Genomic DNA, 20,800 nt, shown 5'->3' with positions numbered 1-20,800 from the left:
AAGGGATTTTGACGAAGGAAGGTGACAGCCCAATGGCTAACTCGACTGATCGAAGGCGTCAAGAGGTTTTGCGCGCTATCGTCGCAGACTACATTGCCTCCCAAGAACCAGTTGGCTCCAAGGCACTACTAGAGCGTCACAATCTCAACGTTTCATCAGCTACGATCCGCAATGACATGGCGGCGCTGGAAAAAGAGGGATACATTGTTTCCCAGCACGCTAGTTCTGGGCGAATCCCTACACACAAGGCTTACCGAGCCATGGTGGATTCCCTTAATGAGGTCAAACCGCTTTCGAAAGCTGAGCGAACGGGAATACTCCGATTTCTGGAAGGCGGCGTGGACCTAGAGGATGTATTAAGGCGTAGCGTTCAGCTGCTTTCTCAAATCACGAGACAGGCGGCGGTAGTGCAGATGCCAAATCTCAATGTCACGCGCGTCAAACACGTTGAGGTGGTTGCGCTTTCTCCTGTCCGTCTCCTCCTCGTTTTGATTACTGACTCTGGGCGTGTTGACCAGAGAAACGTCGAACTCAATGAGATTTGTGAACCAGAGCATGTGCACAAACTCCGAGACGTTTTGAATTCGGTCTTAGATAACAAGACCTTGACGGACGCTTCTGTAGCATTGGCTGAGCTCGCGGATCCTACGAACTCGGTACGTCCTGTAGATCCTGAAATCCAGAGCCATGTATTGCGTGCTGCCACCGTCCTGATTGAGACGTTGGTGCAGCAACCAAACGATCGACTAATTCTAGCTGGCGCGTCCAACCTGTCTAGGGTTGCTCGGGACTTCCCAAAGGGACTGCCACCGATTCTGGAAGCCTTGGAAGAACAGGTTGTCGTCCTTAAACTCCTCGCGAACGTAACTGACTTGGATCATGTCAGTGTTCTTATCGGAGATGAGAATGAAGATGATCAACTTCGCCAGGCCTCGGTAGTGGCAACGGGTTATGGGGCGCAAGGAGAGACCTTGGGCGGTTTGGGTGTTGTTGGCCCAACGTTCATGGACTACTCAGGAACCATGAGCAAAGTACACGCAGTAGCGCAATATGTTTCTCGCGTCCTTAGTGGGCAGTAGAGATCAGAGTTTTAACTTCAGCGGCCACATCTTGAATGCCGCAGGGCGTTATCTTTGCTTCAGTTAGTTGGTGCTTTTTAGCTCCATAAGCTTCACTGACTCCTTGTCCATTTCCTCCACTACTAGCTTTTTCGCTCCTGCGTGGGCAGAGACGATGGTGGGGCTTGGGCATTTATTGCCGCACATCCATTGATGGGTAGTCACAGCGGCGGCTGGCGTGGGTTATTATGCAGTTTTTGCCTATTGGTGACCAAATACTCACTTGGAACATGTGGTGAAAAAGTAGCTAAAAGCAAAGGTAGAGGGCCATTTTTCTGGAGTTCTGACGTCAGACTTTAGTGGGGATGGGGAAATGATGCCTCGAAGCGCCCAATATCATGTGAATGACGGATAATCTGAGAACATGGTTGAAGTCCGAATTCACGGACGTGGTGGCCAAGGTGTTGTCACCGCTTCCGATCTGATTGCAATGGCCGCATTCGCGGAAGGCAAGCATGCTCAGGCATTCCCTTCCTTTGGCTCCGAAAGAACGGGAGCCCCAGTTGTTGCTTATTGCCGAATATCCGATAAGCAGATTCGATCTCGCGAACCTGTTCTGCTTCCTGATCTGGTGATTGTTCAGGACCCCACTTTGCTCCCGATCCTAGATGTGTTCTCAGGCTTGTCGGACAGCGGATACGCCCTGATCAACTCGTCGAAGAGAAGCGCTGAGCTTGGCCTCGCGGAACTCCAGAGCAAGCAGCCCGCGGGGCACTTCATGACTATTCCGGCTACAGATATTGCTCGCCAGCACACGGGGCGCACTGTTCCTAACGCAGTGCTTCTAGGTGGTGTCGCTGCGCTCACGGGTCTCTACCAAATGAAATCCGTTGAAGAAGCCATCATGCAGCGTTTCCCAGGCAAGGTGGGGCAAATGAATGTAGCCGCAGCACAAGCTGCTTTTGACCTAGTAAATACCAAGAAAAGGGAGGCTGCCCACTAATGCTGAAGCAAATCGAAGGCTCACAAGCGATTGCCCAAGCCGTCGCGGCTTGCCGTCCTGACGTCGTTTGCGCTTACCCAATCTCACCGCAGACCCACATTGTCGAAGCTCTTTCCCAGATGTACAAGAAAGGCGAACTAGACAATGGTGAATACGTGAATGTGGAGAGTGAATTCTCTGCGATGAGCGCCTGTATTGGTGCTTCCGCGGCGGGCGCTCGAGCATATACTGCAACGGCGTCCCAAGGATTGTTGTACATGGTGGAAGCCGTCTACAACGCCTCAGGATTGGGATTGCCAATTGTGATGACCGTGGCTAACCGTGCACTTGGCTCACCAATCAACATTTGGAACGACCAATCAGACTCAATGAGTCAGCGAGATTCTGGGTGGTTGCAGCTTTATGCGGTAGACAATCAAGAAGCTGCCGACCTCCACGTGCAAGCTTTCAAAATTGCCGAGGAACTTTCCCTTCCGGTCATGGTGTGCATGGACGGCTTTATCTTGACCCATGCCATGGAGCAGGTTGATGTACCGGACAAAGAAGACGTTGATGCATTCTTGCCACCGTATGAGCCTAGGCAGGTCCTAGACCCTGCCAATCCTATTTCCATCGGCGCAATGGTCGGTCCAGAGGCCTTTACGGAAGTTCGCTACTTGGCGCATCACAAGCAACTGCAGGCTCTAGATGTTATCCCTAGAGTGCAGAAAGAATTTCAGGAGGTCTTTGGGCGAGAATCCGGTGGCTTACTCCATGAGTATCGGACCGAAGATGCAGAAACGATTGTCGTCTGCTTGGGATCAGTAACGGGTACGTTGCGGGATGTCATTGATGAGCGGCGTGAAAAGGGCGAAAAGATTGGTGTTCTTTCATTAGTAGCCTTCAGGCCTTTCCCAACCGTTGCCGTGCGCGAAGCGCTCAAAAACTGCAAGCGTTTCATTGTGCTTGAGAAGGCCTTTTCCGTTGGAATCGGTGGAATTGTGTCTTCCCATATCCGCGCTGCCATGCGCGGTAGGAAATTCATCTGCCATGAATTGATTGCCGGCCTTGGTGGTCGCGACATCACGAAGGCATCGCTGCATGACTATCTGGATAAGGCTATCCAAGATCAAGTTGCAGACACTACGTTCCTTGATCTCGACGAAGACTTGGTTAACGCTGAGCTGAGTCGTGAGGAACAAAACAGGAATTCTGGCGCTGTGCCGGAAAATCTTCTCCGAGATATCCAAGCACGAGTAAATCGCCATGATCTACGCGCACCCTCTAATCCAGCGGAAGCAGGAAGGTAAAGGATAATGACTACAGTTCCACTACCAAACCCGCAGTTCCCCGCAACCGAGATCCCTGGCCGCGAGGAAGCAAAGTTTTATCAAGTTGGTAGCTTCGCTGTCGGTAACAGGCTCGTTGATGAGAAACTGCGTTCCGTGCAGTCTGGAAATGAGCGATTTAACTCGTTGACCTCCGGGCATAGAGCTTGCCAAGGGTGTGGTGAAGCGTTGGGTGCACGGTACGCACTCGATGCCGCCGTGGCTGCCAGTGACAACAAGCTTATTGCTTGTAATGCAACTGGATGTCTGGAAGTGTTCTCCACGCCGTATCCTGAAACCTCGTGGAATCTGCCCTGGATTCACTCTCTGTTTGGCAATGCTCCGGCAGTTGCTACAGGCGTTGCCGCAGCGATGAAAGCGAAGGGTCGCGAAGACATCAGGGTAGTGGCTCAAGGTGGTGATGGAGGCACCGTTGACATCGGATTCGGAGCCCTCTCCGGAATGTTCGAGCGTAACGATGATGTGCTCTATATTTGCTACGACAATGAGGCGTACATGAACACGGGTGTTCAACGCTCCGGTGCGACCCCACCGGCTGCTCGTACAGCAACAACACAGCCGGTAGGTGAAAAACCTGGTAACACCTTTGGTCAGGGCAAGTTCTTGCCTCGCATTGCTATGGCACACGAGATCCCTTACGTGGCAACCGCAACGGTAGCCGATCTTCGTGACTTGGAGTACAAAGTCACCAAGGCAATGCAATTCAGAGGGGCACGGTACATTCACGTACTAGTTCCGTGCCCATTGGGTTGGGGAACTGTTTCCAACCAAACCATCAAGATGGCACGCTTGGCTACGCAAACTGGTTTGTTCCCAGTATTCGAGGCGGAATATGGAGACGTCACCTCTGTGGCTAAGATCAGACGGCCGCAGCCTGTAGAGAACTATCTCAGGCCACAACGCCGGTTCGCGCATCTATTCAAAAAGGGAGCGGATCCGGAAGTTATTACTCGCCTTCAGGCGCTGGCGGATAGAAATATCGCCCGTTACAACCTTATTGATGCTGAAGGGCTTGATGAGTTTATTAAGTCTGATAACCCAAAGCTTGAGGAGAATTGATCATGGCAAACATCGATAATGATCCGCATGCAGTGGGCAATCGCACCCAGTTGCCTTTTGCAATTACTCTGAACGTAGGATCGTCGGCAGCTAACAAGACTGGATCGTGGCGTACTGAGCGACCTCAGTATGTGAATATGCTCCCGCCGTGCAACAAGGCTTGCCCTGCGGGCGAGAATATCCAACAGTGGCTTTTCCACGCGGAGGAGGGTGACTATGAAAGCGCGTGGCGTGAGATCATGCGAAACAATCCTCTTCCAGCGGTCATGGGGCGAGTTTGCTACCACAACTGTCAGACAGCATGTAACCGTGCCCAGGTAGATGAAGCTGTAGGTATCAACGCAATTGAGCGATTCCTTGGTGACAAAGCTATTGAGGAAGGGTGGAGCGTAGAGCCACTCAATGAACCTAGTGGCAAAACAGTTCTTATTATTGGATCAGGCCCCTCGGGTCTATCTGCGGCCTATCATCTCGCACTTGCTGGCCACCAAGTAACTGTGCGCGATCAAGGCGCTAAGCCAGGTGGCATGATGCGTTACGGTATCCCCGCCTACCGCTTGCCACGGCACATTCTGGATGCGGAAATTGACCGTATTGCCAAGCTGGGTGTCCGTTTCGAACAGAACACCAAGGTTGAATCAGTGGAGGATGCGCTCCAAGAGTTTGATGCAGTGTTCACTGCGGTAGGTGCCCAGATTGGGCGCCAAGTCAATGTTCCTGCTGGTGAAGCTGCGAATATTAAAAATGCAGTCGATGTGCTTCGCCAGGTTGAGGATGCGTCGGACGGACTGGGTGACGCCCCATTGCTTGGCCGACGAGTTGTTGTCTACGGTGGCGGAAACACAGCTGTGGATGCTGCTCGAACTGCAAAGAGGCTGGGAGCTACGGAATCAGTCATCCTTTATCGCCGAACACGCGATCGTGCGCCAGCGCACGACTCTGAGATCATTGAGGCAGAGGAAGAGGGCATCACCATGCGCTGGTTGTCAACGGTCAACCACGTTGATGGTGGAACCATCAAGATTGAGAAAATGGTTCTGGATGAGAATGGATTCCCTCAGCCTACTGGTGAGTTTGAGGATCTGGAAGCCGATTCCTTGGTCATGGCGCTGGGCCAAGAATCTGACCTCGGACTATTGGAAAACGTCCAAGGCGTAGAGATTCGAGATGGCGTAGTTGGCGTAGACGATCAAATGATGACCGGCCGCGATGGCATTTTTGCAGGTGGAGATATGGTTCCATCCGAGAAGAATGTAACGGTAGCCATTGGCCACGGTAAGAAAGCAGCACGCAACATCGACGCGTGGTTGAACTCCAGTAGGTACCAGCCTGCGCCCAAGCATGGAGATGCCACCCTCGACCGCATGGAGACGTGGTATTACTCAGATGCGCCGCATCAAGTACGTGCAAAACTCGAGGGTGCGCGCCGGTCGTCCACGTTCGACGAGGTCGTAGTTGGCCTGGATGAAGAGTCTGCTTTGCTAGAAGCTCGGCGATGCATGTCGTGCGGTAACTGTTTCGGTTGTGACAACTGCTTCGGCGTTTGCCCAGACAATGCGGTTATCAAGATTGAATCCGGAAAGTATGACATCAACTTGGATTACTGCAAAGGTTGCGGCGTATGCGCGGAGGAATGCCCGTGCGGCGCAATTAGCATGGTGCCGGAAGAGATTTAGTCACTTCAGGCAGCCTTAAAAGTGGCCACTACGATAAGCGTTTCGTAGTGGCCACTTTTGTGTGCCGTGTGGGGTGTGAACCGCTGCCTGTGATGCTAATCGATGTCAATAAGACTAAATAAACGATAATGAGTAAGATAATCGCTTGTTCGATTCGCCGTGAACCGCGGAACATTAGCGGTTCACTTAGCGTTAGTGGCTATGTAGCTTTAACCAAAGAATAGACAAATTTAAAAGAAAAAGAAGGCTGACTTAAAACCGTGGCTCGTGATTACTATGGAATCCTCGGCGTCGAGCGTGGCGCTAGCGACAATGAGATCAAGAAGGCATACCGCAAACTTGCGCGTAAGTATCACCCAGATGTGAACGATACCGCTGAAGCTGCGGAGAAGTTTAGCGAAATCTCACTGGCGCAAGAGGTTCTTCTCGATCCGCAAAAGCGACAGATCGTCGACGCCGGCGGCGACCCTATGGAACAGGGTGGCGGAGGTGCTAGCGGATTTGGCGCTTCTGGTGGTTTTGGTGACTTCTTTGAAGCCTTCTTCGGCGGTGGTTCCGGGGGAGCGGGACCGCGTTCGCGCGTGCAGCAGGGTAATGACGCTTTATTGCGAACCCGCATTTCGCTCGAAGATGCGTTTAAAGGTGCTAAAAAAGAGGTCACCATCGATACCGCTGTGTTGTGTGATCAGTGCGAGGGCACGGGTTCCAAAACTAAGTCGAAGCCAAATATATGCGGCCAGTGCCACGGTACTGGTGGAATCCAGCAGATGCAGCGATCTTTCCTCGGCAACGTGATGACGACAATGCCGTGCCCAACCTGTGACGGAACAGGTGAAGTTATCCCAGATCCGTGTGGCAATTGTGGCGGCGATGGTCGTGTAGCTAAGCGCCGTGACCTGGTAGTTAACATCCCCGCCGGCATCGGCGACGGCATGCGAATCCGTATGGCTGGCCAGGGTGAAGTAGGCCACGGAGGTGGCCCTGCAGGCGATCTTTACGTAGAGGTGAGTGTTGATCCGCATCCGATCTTCACTCGCGAAGGCGATGACCTCCATCTAGCTGTTTCCGTTCCTATGGTAGAAGCCGCACTGGGCGTTGATTTCAGCGTAAGCACGTTAGATGGTGAGGAACTCAGTGTCTCCATTCCAGCTGGAACTCAGCCAAATGAGATCGTTACCGTTGAAGGCAAGGGTATGCCTCATCTGAGGAAGCAGGGCTTTGGTAACCTGTTCGCCCACGTAGAGGTCAAGGTGCCGACGGACTTGAACGACAAGCAGCGCACGTTGCTGGAGGAGTTCGGCGGGTACGTAGGTGACAAGACGAAGGTGCACGAAGGTGCTGCTGCCGATGAGTCCCTGTTCGGCCGAATCCGTAATCGCTTCCGTCGCTAAAGGTTGATCAGCTGTGTCTTTGCCGGTGTTCGTTTATGACCTTGAATCCTACTTAGAAGGACAAGCAGTAGTTCTTCCTCGTGAAGGCGAAAACGTGACCCTTCGTGGTCCTGAGGGCCGCCATGCTGTGAGCGTTAAACGCATTGGCGTGGGGGAACAAATTGAGCTCATGGATACACGAGGGGCCAAGGCCCTCGTCACAGTCACCTCAGTGGCGGGCAAAGACACGCTGACCGGCACCGTAGATGAAGTCGTCGTAGCGCAAGAACCGCAACCGACCGTTACGGTTGCCCAGGCAATCCCAAAGTCAGAGCGCAGTGAGCTCGCGGTCGATCTGCTCACACAAGGCGGAGCGGACTGCATCATTCCGTGGGAAGCCGCACGGTGCGTATCCAAGTGGCAGGGCAGCAAGCGTTCAAAAGGCGTGCAAAAATGGCGCCAAGCAGCAACTGCTGCTGCAAAGCAGTCACGCCGAGCAACGATCCCTGCGATCCGTAATCCACATGGGACAGCTGAGCTAGTTGAGCTCGTTAACGAATTTGACTCTGTCTTTGTACTGCATGAAGCCGCTGCATCCCCTTTCAAGGACGCTATGGAGCAGGCTGGGATTGCCTCCGCTCAAAAGATCCTGCTCATTATTGGCCCTGAGGGCGGCATTTCCGACGACGAGGCACGGCAGTTCCGCGAAGCCGGTGCCTTGGCAGTGAAACTAGGTCCGGAGGTGCTGCGCACCGCAAGCGCCGGGCTAGCCGCCCTCGCAGCGATCGGAATTTCTACCGGGCGCTGGTAGTTTGAGCGAAAAACGCTGTTAAACTCGAAGAATGACATTCCGGAAGCACGGATTTCGTACCGTGTGCTTTGTTGAAAGTAGTGAAGAAAAATAAACAACGCTCCTGTACCAACCACTCGTATCATTGAGCTGGATCCGGCACATTCGCAAACTATTCTTGGCATCAATGATGAGAACTTAAAGGTGCTTGAGAACCAGCTCGACGCGGACCTTTTTGTTCGTGGTGACCAAATCACGATTAAGGGTGACGAATACGAAGTAGCTCGCGCAGTAAAGGTGCTGAAAGAGCTGCAATCACTTGCTCGGCGAGGACACATAATTAGTCCTGATTCGGTAAAGCATGCTGTCTCGATCGTGACTGTGGAAGCACCGATGAGTGTGTCCAAAGCTTTGGCAAGCGATATCGTCGTGCGCCGTGGAAAAGCAGTGCGACCGAAAACGTACGGCCAAAAAGAGTACGTTGACGCAATTGATGAAAACACAATCACATTTGGTCTTGGGCCTGCCGGTTCCGGTAAAACCTACTTAGCCATGGCCAAGGCGGTTCAAGCGCTCCAGTCAAAGCAAGTACACAGGATTATTCTGACCCGGCCGGCGGTCGAGGCTGGTGAGAAACTGGGATTTCTGCCAGGAACCTTGAATGACAAGATTGATCCGTACTTGCGTCCACTCCACGATGCCTTGCGCGATATGGTCGAACCGGAAGTAATTCCAAAGCTCATGGAGGCGGGAATCGTGGAGGTTGCGCCTCTGGCCTATATGCGCGGGCGTACGCTCAATGATGCTTTTGTGATTTTGGATGAAGCACAGAACACCACCGCGGCTCAGATGAAGATGTTCCTGACCCGATTAGGGTTTGGATCAAAAATGGTTGTGACGGGTGACATTACTCAGGTTGATCTTCCCGGCGGCCAGAAATCTGGACTCCGCTTAGTACGACACATTCTCCGTGGAGTTGAGGGGGTTCATTTCTCCGAGCTATCAAGCCACGATGTGGTGCGTCACCAATTGGTGGGAAGAATTGTCGAGGCTTATGACGATTTTGAGGAGCGCGAGGAAGCCCGCGCTGCCGAACGCAAAGCCAAGCGAGAGACGATTCCTAACGAGCAGGAAAACAACTAGGATCTTCCTGTAATTCAGCTTTTATCATTCCGTTTAGTTTGAGGGCAATAGTGTGAGCATTGAAGTAGTCAATGAATCTGGTTATCCAGGGGTAAACGAAGAGTCGCTAATTGACGTAGCTACTTTCGTTTTAGGCGAGATGGATATTAATCCCGGTGCGGAAGCCACTATTTCCATTGTGGACCTAGATACGATGAGCGATCTGCACGTCAGGTGGATGGACTTGGAAGGCCCAACTGACGTCATGAGTTTCCCCATGGATGAATTGACACCGGGGATGGGCCGTCCTGATGCGGCGCCTCAAGGACCCGCAATTCTAGGCGACATCATCTTGTGTCCCGAGTTTGCCAAGCGTCAAGCAGAAAAGGCCGGGCACGATTTAGGGCACGAGCTTGCGTTGCTCACCACACACGGATGTCTTCATCTGTTGGGTTACGACCATCAAACTCCTGCAGAGGAAAAAGAGATGTTCTCCCTGCAGAACGAGCTTTTGCGTGACTGGTATGAAGACACTAAGCGGCGTGGAATTGAGTACCAACCGAAGCCCACTGGGGCAGGGGCATTCCCATCTGCTGCAGACCGTGCAGAACTAGACAAGCTGGTTCCTGGAGGCGGAACACCGGTGGAGAACCGGATTCCAGTTATCGCGGAACCCCAAGATGATATTCAAACCACGTATATCCAGCGCGATCCACATGCGGACAGCAGTACGGAAAGGGATGTCCGCTAGTGAGCCCAATAATCGCGAGTATCGTCGTTCTCGCAGCACTGTTTCTGTCTGGCCTGACGGGAACGATGGAAGCAGCTCTTTCCTCCGTCTCGCGTGCTCGAGTTGAGGCCATGGTCAAGGAGGAGACGCATCCTTCTGCCAGAACGCTGCTGCGGGTTGCTGAACGTAAAGCAGACCACATCAATCTGCTCGTCCTTGTGCGGACGTTGCTTGATGCTACAGCCGCTGCTTTCGCAGCAGTTGTTGCAATGAACTACATTTCAAATGATGTTTGGGCGTTGGTAGCTGCCATTGCGGGAACCGCGATCATTAGCTTCGCTATCATCGGCGTCTTTGCCCGGACATCGGGTAAAAAGAACCCTTACAGTATTTCATTGGCAACGGCCCCATTCATGTTTGCAACGGTAAAGATTCTCGGCCCGTTCGCTAGGTTGCTGATTTGGGTAGGTAACATCGTTGCTCCGGGACCAGGGTTCAGAGACGGCCCATACAGCACCGAAGTTGAACTCCTTGAGATGGTCGATATAGCTCAGGAACACGGCGTCGTTGAGGTCGAAGAACGGCGTATGATCCAATCTGTTTTTGATCTGGCGTCATCCACCGCCCGTTCCGTGATGGTTCCGCGAACTGAGATGGTGTGGATCGAGTCCGGAAAATCAGCCGGCCAAGCTACGAGCCTGTGCGTGAGGAGCGGACTGTCGCGTATCCCGGTAATTGGTGACAGCGTCGATGACGTTATCGGAATTGTTTACCTCAAGGATCTGGTCCAACGAACCTATTACTCTACTGACGGCGGGCGTAGCGTCACCGTTGATGAGGTTATGCGCCCAGTAGCGTTCGTTCCCGATACCAAGAACCTCGATGCACTCTTGAACGAGATGCAGGCGGAACGAAACCACATGGCAATTCTGGTTGATGAATATGGTGGTGTGGCGGGCTTGCTCACAATCGAAGACATCATCGAGGAAGTAGTCGGTGAAATTGCCGATGAGTACGATGATCGCGAGGTAGCTCCGATTGAACAGTTCGAAGATGACCGTCGTTCTTACCGCGTGCTTGCGCGCTTGACGCTGGAGGACTTGGCCGATCAGGTGAAGGAAGACCACGATGTGGACTTGGAATTCTCCGAAGAAATTCTGGATCAAGTGGAAACCGTAGGCGGTTTGCTTGCTTACGAGGTTGGGCGAGTCCCTCTTCCTGGTACGGAAGTCTCAAGTTCCGGGCTTCGATTGAGGGCTGAAGGCGGGCAAGACCGTCGTGGTCGTATTCGGGTGACTTCGGTTGTCGTAAGACTTCAAGAACCGGACTACAACTTCGATGAGGAAGATTCACAACCCGCTGGGTAGTTTTAGATGTGGTCCTGCTGCTCACTGGTGGCAGGACCACATTTTTTCAATAAGACATGTGCGGTTGTATTCAATTTAATTCATCTAAAGATGGTTTTCACCTTACCTTTTGGGCACCCAGCTAAATTGTTTGCCTAATACCTTGGAATTCGCAGAAGCAGGGGAGCATGATTGTCGCATGAGCATTCTTTCAATTCAGTCACACGTGAGTTACGGCCACGTAGGCAATTCTGCCGCCGTCTTTCCTCTGCAGCGCATTGGTCACGAAGTATGGCCAGTTCATACGGTTAACTTTTCCAATCACACAGGGTACGGCGAGTTCGGGGGAGAGCTCATTCCCGCGGATCAAGTACGCGATGTCATTTCCGGAATCAAGGCTCGTGGAGCATTCCCCGAGGTTGATGCTGTGTTGTCCGGATATCAAGGCGGATCAGATATTGCTGATGTGATCATTGAAACGGTAGCTCAAGTAAAGGATGCAAACCCCAAGGCTCTCTATGCATGTGACCCAGTAATGGGTAATGCTAAGTCTGGATGCCACGTATCAGATTTAATTCCACCGTTGTTGAGGGACAAGGTGGTGCCTGTAGCAGACATCATTACGCCTAATCAGTTCGAATTGGGCTATCTCACCGGTATCGAGGCCTCGGATATATCGTCAACTCTCAAAGCTTGCGAGGCTGCCCGTGCCATGGGTCCAAGTACCATTCTTGTAACGTCAGTTCTGCGTCCTGATCGCCGCGAAGACACCATTGAAATGATTGCGGTCAATGACGAAGGTGCTTGGAAGGTTCAGACACCTTTCATTGATTTCAAACGTAATGGTTCGGGTGATGTCACCGCGGCGCTGTTCACCGGGCACTACATTCGAAGCCATGATGCGGGGGACTCTCTGGCCAAAACTGCCAGCAGCGTATTCCAGCTCATTGAGACGACTTTCCGCGCTGATTCACGTGAACTGTGCGTCATTGAAGCACAAGAGGCTTACGCTCATCCACGGCTTGAGTTTGACGTTGAGAAGATCGCTTAGATAAGCGGTCTGTGATGAACGCTCTGGGGTATGCCATCTTTGATGACGGCATACCCCAGATCTATTAAGGCCCAGTAAGGTCATTTTTCTAGAAACCGCGGACCTGCAAGCTGAGGCGAATCTTGTTCTTTGAAGGCGCTTAGTCCAGATCTTTGGAATTCGAAGCTCTGGGGCAGCACCTAACCAATCAGTCGCGTGAGACACCGGCAGCAGCGGCAAGATTTGCCTTGCAGCGGCATTCAAATGTACGGGACTCTAGGCTTCGCGTGCTGGAGCTGAATTCTCTACTGCAGCAGAACTGGCAACTTATTGGCATCGCGCGACACTGATAGGGAGCCCATTTCTTGGGATAAGTACACCAGAATCAGCTAAACCTTTCCTCCGTCGTGGCTTATAACCACGACGGAGGAAAGGCTTTTCTTTCCACTTGTCCTACCAACAGGACGTGAGATACAGATGAGGAGTCGACCCCTCACCAGCTGACGCAGGCTCTATTTACGCAAGGCGTCGTGCGCCATCGCCAGGTGTAGCAACAAGGAAAGTTGGGCTTGGGAATCCCTTTTCTGATGCCGCGGTATCGATACGTCGAGCAGTTTCCTCGACCTTGTCTTCTGGCACGAGCGTGATGACGCTGCCACCGAATCCACCGCCAGTCATGCGAGCACCAAAGGCACCAGCAGCTTGGAACGCAGATTCCAGCTCAGGAGTTACTACTTCATACTGATCGCGCAGGGACTCGTGGGAGTCAGCCATGAACTGTGAGAAAGCGTGGAAGTCGCCTTGCTCGAGGCTGTGAGCTGCGCTAAGAGTACGGTTGGTTTCTTCCACCACATGCTTTACTCGCTTAGTGGCTTCATCAACATCATGGTGAGTGTCTTTGGCCCACTGATTCGTCTTGCGCACCGCGTCATCAATATCACGAAGAGTTGAGTCTTCACCGCCTAGTGCCTTGGTGACTTCATCAATAAGACCCCTGCGAGATGCGTACTGGCCGTCGTTGAGTGCGTGTGGTGCGTTGGTGTCGGCAATCAGAAGGGCAAGCTTTTCCTTCGCTAGATCAAATGGCACGTGGGTACAAGTATCGGCGTGGAAGTCAATAACGAGAGCCTGGCCCGACTTACCGTAGATGCTTGCGCGCTGATCGAGACCGCCAGTGCTTGCCCCTACGACATCATTTTCCGCCCGCATGCACGCTTCAACGATGCCAGCAAGCTCGTCCTCAGATGGCGCACGCTTGTTCAAGATCTCAAACGCACCCACGGCCGTTGAGCATTCCAGTGCGGCGGAAGAACTAAGTCCAGAGCCTAGAGGAACGTCGGACACAACTGCGATATCGAAACCTTGGACGTGGTTGATGATCCCAGCTTCTTCCATTGCCCAAATTGTTCCCACAATGTACCCAGCCCAGTTGTTGGGGCTAAGCGGTCCCACTTGCGTTACTGGGATCCGGAATTGCATTGCTTCCTCGGCAGACTTGCCCGGCGCTATAGATGTGACGGAGTAGATTCCGTCCCTGCGCGGAGACATGGCTACTGCCGTGAGTTGCTGCAGTGCGAAGGGTATTGAGACGCCGCCGGCATAATCAACGTGGTCACCTATGACATTCACGCGACCAGGGGCTCCCCACACACCGGAGGGCGTTCCATTGAAGGTTGCCTTGAACAGATTTATGGCGTCGGCAGCAAGCTGTTCTGGCGTTCGGGTGTGAATCCATGTAGTCATGTCGTTCACCAGATCTCTTTCATGCGCTGGGCGATCTTCTCAGGGGTTGTGTCATTGATCCAGACGGCTTGAGAAGATTCAGAGCCAGCTAGGTACTTCATGCGGTTGGGGGAGCGCATCAGGCTAAACAACTGGAGATGAAGACGGCCATATGGTCGCAGATCTTCCTCGACAGGTGCTTGGTTCCATCCGGCAATGTACGGTGTTTTTTCTACGCCTTCAAAGAACTTATCTACTGCGGTGTAGAGTTGCTTGAGCACAATGGCGAGATCATCCTTTTCGTCGTCGGTGAGCTCGCTGAAGTCTGCAACCTTACGGTTTGGCCAGACCATGACTTCCAAGGGCCACTTTGCCGCAGCTGGTACGAACACGGTGAAATAATCGGTTTGCTCGATAACGCGGGTGCCCGCAGAAACCTCGGCGTCCAACAAATCCGCAAACAGATCAGCGCCTTTACCCTTGTTAGACTCGTAGGCTTTACAAGCGTCCACAATTGCTTGAGCTCGAGGGGACAGGAACGGGTAGGAGTAAATCTGACCATGCGGGTGTTGGAGGGTTACGCCAATTTCCTCACCACGATTCTCGAACGGAAATACCTGCTTAATCCCTGGAAGCGCTGACAGCGCAGCAGTTCGGTGGGACCACGCTTCAATAACAGTACGAATTCGAGAGACCGCTAGGTCCTTAAAGGACTGGTCTACATGTTCGGTGAAGCAGACTACTTCACAGCGAGCTGCTGCGGGTTTACGCGGGTAGAGTTCTATCCCATCGACGTAGTCGGTCCAGTGAGGATCTTGTACCAAGTCGGCGGCCGACATGGCGAAGCTCGGGAACCGGTTTTCAAAGACAACTACGTCGTAGCTGGGGCTAGGAATCTCCGTTGGCAAGTTACCAGGCGTGGTTGGCGCCAGCGGATTCTCATTAGCAGGCGGCATGAACGTGCGATTCATGCGGTGTGCGGCAAAGGCGGTCCACGTGTTCGTGAGAGGATCCAACCTAATTTCGCTCAGGCTGTGTGCTTGAGGCAGGTCGCGGGAGTCCTCGAGTACGCGATCGGGGTGTTCAGAGTCATCGAAGTAGATGATTTCGCGACCGTCTGCCAATGTGGACGCAGTGACAGTGATCTTTGACGTCATGGGTGTGCGCTCCTACTCGTTGTGCTCTTCGACAACGATTGGTCGAATCTTTGCCCACGCAGCAAAAGCAACGCCCACTACGAGCATGGCAATGCCTGCCCAGAGGTTGTCTGCAGACTCCTTAGCTATACCGGTGTCAGGGTTAACGCCAGGATCTAGGACGAAGCTGCAGATGATGAGGACGATGCCGTAGATACCTATCAGCGCGCCGATCACGTTGCGGATATCGAATGCGCCGGCGAAGTGCTGGCTACTTGCTTGAGGTTGATTACTCATTGCGGTCTTTCCTTACAGGTTTTGGCTGACTTTAAAGCAACGTTGCGTTACTTTAAGCAAATATCACATTCAGTGCGATGACGAGGATCATGCAGAGCATGCCCAGCGGCACGGTCCGGCGGTACCAAGGAAGCGTTTCTTCGGATGCGTCCACGAGGTTTTCCTTTGGTGTGACCGATTTGACGAAGCCAACCAGTTCGTGGTCTGGCTTTGGTGTGGTGGCGAGGGAGACGATGATGGATACCACGATGTCCATGACGAATGCGATGCCTGCGGCGACGAATGCGGTGCCTTGGCCTGGCAGGTTGAAGATGCCTGCTGCTGCGTCGGTGAAGGTGGAGATGTACCAGTAGATGACTGCGGATACGGTACCGGTGATGAGGCCTACCCAGCCGGCGGTTGGGGTCATGCGCTTCCAGAACATACCGAGGATGAAGGTTGCGAACAGTGGTGCGTTGAAGAAGCCGAATAGTGTCTGGAGGTAGTCCATGACGTTGCCGAAGTTGGTTGCCAGCAGTGCGGTGAATACTGCGATCAGTGTTGCAACTACGGTCGCGATTCGGCCGAACTTTAGGTAGTAGCTGTCTTCGCGGTCCTTGACTACGTAGGTTTGCCAGATGTCGTAGGAAATGACGGTGTTGAATGCGGAGATGTTGGCTGCCATGCCTGCCATGAAGGATGCGAGTAGACCTGCGATTGCGACGCCGAGGAGGCCGTTTGGCAGCAGGTCGCGCATGAGCAGCAGGACTGCGTCGTTTGGCTGTGCGGTTGGCTCTGGGCCCATGAGTTCAGCTACGAGCACGGATGCGATCATGCCTGGTACAACAACCAGGAATGGAATGAACATCTTTGGGAATGCGCCGATGATTGGTGTCTTCCGGGCCGCTGATAGGGATTCGGATGCCATGGCGCGCTGAACCTCGACGAAGTTGGTGGTCCAGTAGCCGAAGGAGAGGACGAAGCCTAGGCCGAAGGTGATGCCGATGGCGGAGACGATTGGGTTGTCGAATCCGGAGATTTCTACGCCTGGCCAGGTGTGGAAGTGGGATGCGTTAGAGACTTGTTCCTTGAGTCCGTTCCAGCCACCAACGCGGTTGAGGCCGATCAGGGTCAGTGGGAGGAGTGCAGCGAGGATGACGAAGAACTGCAGTACCTCGTTGTAGATGGCTGCGGATAGACCGCCCAAGGTGATGTAGGAGAGGACGATGATGGCGGCGACGAGCAGGGTGACCCAGAGAGGCCATCCGAGGAGTGCGTTGACGATCTTGGCCAGAAGCAGGAGGTTGACACCTGCAATGAGGAGCTGTGCTAGGGCAAAGGAGATAGCGTTGACTAGGTGTGCGCCGGTGCCGAATCGGCGGCGCATGAACTCTGGAACGGATCGAACCTTGGAGCCGTAGTAGAACGGCATCATGACAATGCCCAAGAACACCATGGCAGGTACGGCGCCGATCCAGAAGTAGTGCATGGTTTGGAAACCGTACTGCACGCCGTTGGCGGACATACCGATGATTTCAACGGCGCCGAGGTTGGCGGAGACGAATGCTAGGCCGGTTACCCATGCTGGTAGACCGCGGCCGGATAGGAAGAAGTCAATAGAGGATGAGACTTTGGCCTTTGCAGCCCAGCCAATTCCTAGGACGAATACGAAGTACAGGGCGATGAGAGCGTAGTCTACAAAGCTCGCATCGAGTCTCAGAGCGGATTCCATGAGAACTCCAATTGGTTGTAATTGTGGAAAGAATCTGTCGCCGCAGTTCGGATGGCTCTGTTAGGTGTGCTACCTCAGTGGCCGTGTTGTGAACCGAGGCAGTGGGTTATGAAGTTGTGGTGCCGATAGCGTGGATCAGGACTGAGAGAGTTAGTCCTTCCCCTTCCATCGGGGACAAATTGATGATGTCGGTCCCAGTGCGCAATGCGTTTGGCGGGCAGGTCATCGGTTCGACTGCCACGGTGCGCCCTCGGCCGGGGTATCCAGTTCCCGTTGCTGGGTCTGGGGTAAAGATTTGGTGCCACTTCAATGTCTCGTCGCAGACCATCTTTACGCCGGTGCCCGTGTTATTCACCAAGGTTGTGACCATGGGGTGTGCTGAGCTGCTGAGGAAGCAGTCATCGAGCTGGACATCGGCCATGGGTAAACCCTCGCTGAGTTGGCGGGAGGTGGTGGTTTGTTCAGGTTCACCGATGGGAATGAGGCGGTCGGCTGATAGCTGTTGCTGCTTGTCAACGTTGACGGTCAGGGTGGTGGTATCTACGTCGGCGCCTTGGGCACTGAGGTAGGTGTGCCATCCAAAACCAAAGGGGACGGTTGATGCACTGCTGTCAGTGTGCGCTTTGAATTGGGCGCTAAGACCGTTGTCGCCCAGCTGGTAGTGCGCTTGAATGGTGATTTCCCACGGCCAGCCTTGCTGTGGATGGATGGTTGTGGTGAGTATGCAGTGGGATGCCTCGTGGGTGAGGACATCCCACACGCTCTCATGAACGAGTCCGTGGATGGCGTGATTTCGCTCGGGTTCTGTAATTGCTAGTTGGTGTTCGATCCCGTCGACGGTGAACAGGCCGTCTTCGGTGCGGTTTGGCCATGGCGCTAAGATGACTCCCGCCGCCAGCGGCGGGAATTGCTTGTCACCGTATGTTTCTACCAGTGCCCGGCCTTGGTAGGTCAGTGCTTTGATGCCTCCACCGAAGGTGGCGATCTCGGCGCTGTAGTCGCCGTGAGCGATGGTCAGTACCTCAGCCTCGTTGATGTGCAGGGCGCTCATTGTTACCGTTTCTGTCGGGTCGAAGCCTGAACCAGATGGTCAACAATCCTGCGCTCCGTGCGCTTTTCCAACGTTCTCAGGCATGGCCGGTGTAGCCGGATTTTTCTTTTTGGCTACTATTGCCGAAGCTACGGTGCCTAAAACAACATGTCAAGGGCACTAAAAGGCTAATGCAAACGATTTCGAACACACTTTGTATACATTTGCAGCCGGAAAAAATTGCTTCTGAGCGGGCAATTGTATGATGAATGATGTCATCCCTGAATAAATTGGCAAAGATGCCCAAATGAAGGTTCCTTGCCCTCTTTTGGGGTGTGTAAAACAAGGGTTGGAAACAGTGCTGGGCGGTCTGCGAGGCCAGCTGGGTAAAGTGTCGCTGCACCACCCGCGCACCCTAAGAGTTGCTCACTACGGCAGTCTGTTCAGCTTCTCACCCCTTTTCGTACAAACGGGTACCAAAAGCAGAACTACCAGTAAGCAACGTTGGCGTGTAGTAGGAAGCCTCGAAGGCGCTGGGGTGTGCTGGCTGCGGGTGTGCATTACACTGAGTAAGTGTTTCTGGCGGTGTCGTATCAAGGTAGGGCAGGGGCGCCGCACAGGGGCTATTACGTGACTGCCCTCGATTTTTCTTAGGAGACTTTTTGTCTTACACCGATACGCCTGATGGTTTCCGCTCGGGCTTCATCTCTTTTGTGGGTCGTCCCAATACTGGCAAGTCCACTCTGACTAACGCGCTGGTGGGGGAGAAGATTGCCATTACGGCTGACCAGCCGGAAACTACGCGCCACCCCATCCGTGGCATTGTGCACCGTGATGATGCCCAGATTATCGTGGTGGACACGCCGGGCCTGCACCGGCCGCGTACGTTGTTGGGCGAGCGCCTGAACGAGGTCGTCAAAGATACCTACGCGGATATGGATCTGATTGGTATCACCATTCCTGCTGATGAGAAGATCGGCCCTGGCGATCGCTGGATTTTGGATGCGGTGAAGAAGGTTGCGCCGAAAACCCCGGTCTTGGGCATCGTCACAAAGGTAGATAAGGTATCCCGCGATCGAGTGGCCGAGCAGTTGGTAGCGCTGCACGAGCTCTTGGGAGGAAAGAGCGAGGTTGTCCCTGTATCAGCAGTGACGGGGGAGCAGCGTGAGGTTCTTCTTGACGTGATCACATCCCTTCTGCCGGAGGGGCCTAAGTTCTACCCGGATGATCACATCACTGATGATGACACCAACAAGCGAATTTCTGAGCTCATCCGCGAGGCCGCTCTCAAGGGTCTGAAGGACGAGCTACCGCACTCGGTGGCCGTTGAGGTCGATGAGATCCTGCCTAATCAGGAGCGCGACAATGTGTTGGACGTCCATGCCGTGTTGTATGTGGAGCGCCCGGGACAGAAAGACATCATCATTGGCAAGGATGGTCGTCGTTTAGGGCGCATTATCCACAACTCTCGCCCCGGCATCATTGAGCTGCTAGGTAAGAATGTCTACCTTGACCTGCGAATTAAGGTGCTCAAGAACTGGCAGTCTGATCCTAAGAGCTTGGGCCGTCTAGGCTTCTAGCCTGGCGCTGGGTCGTTCGACACAGGGCGTTAAGAAGGCACGTATACCATGCGTAGGGAATCCTTCCGTGAGCGCGCTTTCGTGGTGCGTACGTACGATTTTGGCGAGGCGGATCGCATCATCGTTCTGCTGACCAAAACGCGCGGGCTGGTACGTGGAGTAGCCAAGGGTGTTCGCAGGTCTAAGTCCCGTTTTGGGTCTCGGCTGCAGCCGTTTGTGGAACTGGATGTTCAGTTGTATGAAGGCAGGAACCTGGCCTCCATCACCGGCGCGGATACGGTGAATTATTACGCCTCTGGCATTATCGAGGACTTCGCCCGCTACACGGCGGCGTCTACCGTGTTGGAGGCCGTGGAGCGGCTGTCGCTGGCCAGCTACGGCGAGGAGGAGGTCCTCTTTGATCTCACGGCTCGTACCATTAGCAACCTCCAGCATTGTGAGCATCCGATGGTAGAGCTGGACGCCTTCCTGCTGCAAGGCATGGAAATCGCCGGCTGGTCACCGTCGTTGTTTGCGTGCGCCCAGTGCGGTGCGGCTGGCCCGCACCACGCTTTCCATCCGTCGCCTGGCGGGGCGGTGTGCGTGTTGTGCCGCCCGCAGGGGTCGGTGGAAGTTGAGGAAGAGGTCCTGCACATCATGTGGCTGCTGAGCCAGGGCTACCAGAATAAGGCCTATGAATTGCTCAATGACTCGCGTGCCAACGCGGTGCATAAGCTCACTCGGAATCACCTTCAGTGGCATTTGGAGAAATCGCTGGCCAGCCTCAACGTCTTGGATCAGGCATAGGAAGACTGGGATGTGCAGGATGTGGT

General features: G+C 53.7%; 18 protein-coding genes. 13 read left to right on the top strand and 5 right to left on the bottom strand.

What is annotated here, in order from left to right; genetic code table 11:
- The first annotated feature begins 32 nt into the window (after positions 1–32).
- The 11 genes from hrcA (at position 33) to pdxY (ending at position 12,533) form a co-directional block, all read left to right on the top strand.
- Positions 33–1,079 (top strand): heat-inducible transcriptional repressor HrcA, encoded by a 1,047-nt coding sequence (gene hrcA / locus ACXM2N_RS08585; RefSeq protein WP_458487813.1) that lies wholly within the window; start codon positions 33–35, stop codon positions 1,077–1,079.
- Positions 1,080–1,482: 403 nt separating this feature from the next.
- The gene (locus tag ACXM2N_RS08580) at positions 1,483–2,061 is read left to right on the top strand and encodes a 2-oxoacid:acceptor oxidoreductase family protein (RefSeq protein ID WP_458487811.1); all 579 of its coding nucleotides are present in this window, start codon (positions 1,483–1,485) and stop codon (positions 2,059–2,061) included.
- A complete protein-coding gene (locus ACXM2N_RS08575; RefSeq protein ID WP_458487809.1) occupies positions 2,061–3,350 on the top strand; it encodes a hypothetical protein in 1,290 nt (429 codons plus the stop codon). Before ACXM2N_RS08580 ends, ACXM2N_RS08575 begins: the two co-directional genes overlap by 1 nt.
- 6 nt (positions 3,351–3,356) lie before the next feature.
- On the top strand, positions 3,357–4,448 hold the full coding sequence (locus ACXM2N_RS08570; protein WP_458487807.1) for a thiamine pyrophosphate-dependent enzyme: 1,092 nt from the start codon (positions 3,357–3,359) through the stop codon (positions 4,446–4,448).
- Positions 4,449–4,450: 2 nt separating this feature from the next.
- Positions 4,451–6,124 (top strand): NAD(P)-binding protein, encoded by a 1,674-nt coding sequence (locus ACXM2N_RS08565; protein WP_458487805.1) that lies wholly within the window; start codon positions 4,451–4,453, stop codon positions 6,122–6,124.
- A gap of 260 nt (positions 6,125–6,384) precedes the next feature.
- Positions 6,385–7,515, top strand: coding sequence for a molecular chaperone DnaJ (gene dnaJ / locus ACXM2N_RS08560; RefSeq protein WP_458487803.1), 1,131 nt, complete (start codon positions 6,385–6,387; stop codon positions 7,513–7,515).
- A 13-nt stretch (positions 7,516–7,528) separates the two neighbouring features.
- The gene (locus ACXM2N_RS08555) at positions 7,529–8,305 is read left to right on the top strand and encodes a 16S rRNA (uracil(1498)-N(3))-methyltransferase (protein WP_458487801.1); all 777 of its coding nucleotides are present in this window, start codon (positions 7,529–7,531) and stop codon (positions 8,303–8,305) included.
- A 90-nt stretch (positions 8,306–8,395) separates the two neighbouring features.
- Positions 8,396–9,427 (top strand): PhoH family protein, encoded by a 1,032-nt coding sequence (locus ACXM2N_RS08550; RefSeq protein WP_458491094.1) that lies wholly within the window; start codon positions 8,396–8,398, stop codon positions 9,425–9,427.
- Positions 9,428–9,479: 52 nt separating this feature from the next.
- Entirely contained in the window at positions 9,480–10,157 is a 678-nt protein-coding gene (ybeY, locus tag ACXM2N_RS08545; protein ID WP_458487799.1) for an rRNA maturation RNase YbeY, read from the top strand.
- A complete protein-coding gene (locus ACXM2N_RS08540) occupies positions 10,157–11,503 on the top strand; it encodes a hemolysin family protein (protein WP_458487797.1) in 1,347 nt (448 codons plus the stop codon). Before ybeY ends, ACXM2N_RS08540 begins: the two co-directional genes overlap by 1 nt.
- A 178-nt stretch (positions 11,504–11,681) precedes the next feature.
- Complete coding sequence (pdxY, locus tag ACXM2N_RS08535; protein WP_458487795.1) at positions 11,682–12,533, top strand: pyridoxal kinase PdxY; 852 nt, start codon at positions 11,682–11,684, stop codon at positions 12,531–12,533.
- 495 nt (positions 12,534–13,028) lie between these two features.
- On the opposite strand, the gene galK is transcribed toward pdxY, so the two are convergent.
- From galK to ACXM2N_RS08510, 5 genes are all read right to left on the bottom strand, one after another.
- Positions 13,029–14,255, bottom strand: coding sequence for a galactokinase (gene galK, locus ACXM2N_RS08530; protein ID WP_458487793.1), 1,227 nt, complete (start codon positions 14,253–14,255; stop codon positions 13,029–13,031).
- Positions 14,256–14,260: 5 nt separating this feature from the next.
- Positions 14,261–15,379 (bottom strand): galactose-1-phosphate uridylyltransferase, encoded by a 1,119-nt coding sequence (gene galT, locus ACXM2N_RS08525; protein WP_458491092.1) that lies wholly within the window; start codon positions 15,377–15,379, stop codon positions 14,261–14,263.
- Between the two features lie 24 nt (positions 15,380–15,403).
- Positions 15,404–15,667 carry a hypothetical protein gene (locus ACXM2N_RS08520; protein WP_458487791.1) on the bottom strand — a complete coding sequence of 88 codons (264 nt, stop codon included), beginning with the start codon at positions 15,665–15,667 and terminating at the stop codon, positions 15,404–15,406.
- A 52-nt stretch (positions 15,668–15,719) separates the two neighbouring features.
- Entirely contained in the window at positions 15,720–17,378 is a 1,659-nt protein-coding gene (locus tag ACXM2N_RS08515) for a sodium:solute symporter family protein (protein ID WP_458487789.1), read from the bottom strand.
- 106 nt (positions 17,379–17,484) lie between these two features.
- The gene (locus ACXM2N_RS08510) at positions 17,485–18,429 is read right to left on the bottom strand and encodes an aldose 1-epimerase family protein (protein ID WP_458487787.1); all 945 of its coding nucleotides are present in this window, start codon (positions 18,427–18,429) and stop codon (positions 17,485–17,487) included.
- 641 nt (positions 18,430–19,070) lie between these two features.
- Here ACXM2N_RS08510 and era point away from each other — a divergent pair.
- Complete coding sequence (gene era, locus ACXM2N_RS08505; RefSeq protein ID WP_458487785.1) at positions 19,071–19,988, top strand: GTPase Era; 918 nt, start codon at positions 19,071–19,073, stop codon at positions 19,986–19,988.
- A gap of 48 nt (positions 19,989–20,036) precedes the next feature.
- Entirely contained in the window at positions 20,037–20,774 is a 738-nt protein-coding gene (recO, locus tag ACXM2N_RS08500; protein ID WP_458487783.1) for a DNA repair protein RecO, read from the top strand.
- Positions 20,775–20,800: the final 26 nt, after the last annotated feature.

It is taken from the genome of Corynebacterium sp. ZY180755 (assembly GCF_054331495.1).
The sequence above is the reverse complement of the archived record's forward strand: the minus strand, read 5'-3'. Positions and strand labels throughout refer to the sequence as shown.

Coding starts and splice junctions, on each gene's coding strand:
- hrcA (WP_458487813.1), top strand. CDS start 33: ATGGCTAACTCGACTGATCGAAGGCGTCAAGAGGTTTTGCGCGCTATC.
- ACXM2N_RS08580 (WP_458487811.1), top strand. CDS start 1,483: ATGGTTGAAGTCCGAATTCACGGACGTGGTGGCCAAGGTGTTGTCACC.
- ACXM2N_RS08575 (WP_458487809.1), top strand. CDS start 2,061: ATGCTGAAGCAAATCGAAGGCTCACAAGCGATTGCCCAAGCCGTCGCG.
- ACXM2N_RS08570 (WP_458487807.1), top strand. CDS start 3,357: ATGACTACAGTTCCACTACCAAACCCGCAGTTCCCCGCAACCGAGATC.
- ACXM2N_RS08565 (WP_458487805.1), top strand. CDS start 4,451: ATGGCAAACATCGATAATGATCCGCATGCAGTGGGCAATCGCACCCAG.
- pdxY (WP_458487795.1), top strand. CDS start 11,682: ATGAGCATTCTTTCAATTCAGTCACACGTGAGTTACGGCCACGTAGGC.
- galK (WP_458487793.1), bottom strand. CDS start 14,255: ATGACTACATGGATTCACACCCGAACGCCAGAACAGCTTGCTGCCGAC.
- ACXM2N_RS08520 (WP_458487791.1), bottom strand. CDS start 15,667: ATGAGTAATCAACCTCAAGCAAGTAGCCAGCACTTCGCCGGCGCATTC.
- ACXM2N_RS08515 (WP_458487789.1), bottom strand. CDS start 17,378: ATGGAATCCGCTCTGAGACTCGATGCGAGCTTTGTAGACTACGCTCTC.
- ACXM2N_RS08510 (WP_458487787.1), bottom strand. CDS start 18,429: ATGAGCGCCCTGCACATCAACGAGGCTGAGGTACTGACCATCGCTCAC.
- recO (WP_458487783.1), top strand. CDS start 20,037: ATGCGTAGGGAATCCTTCCGTGAGCGCGCTTTCGTGGTGCGTACGTAC.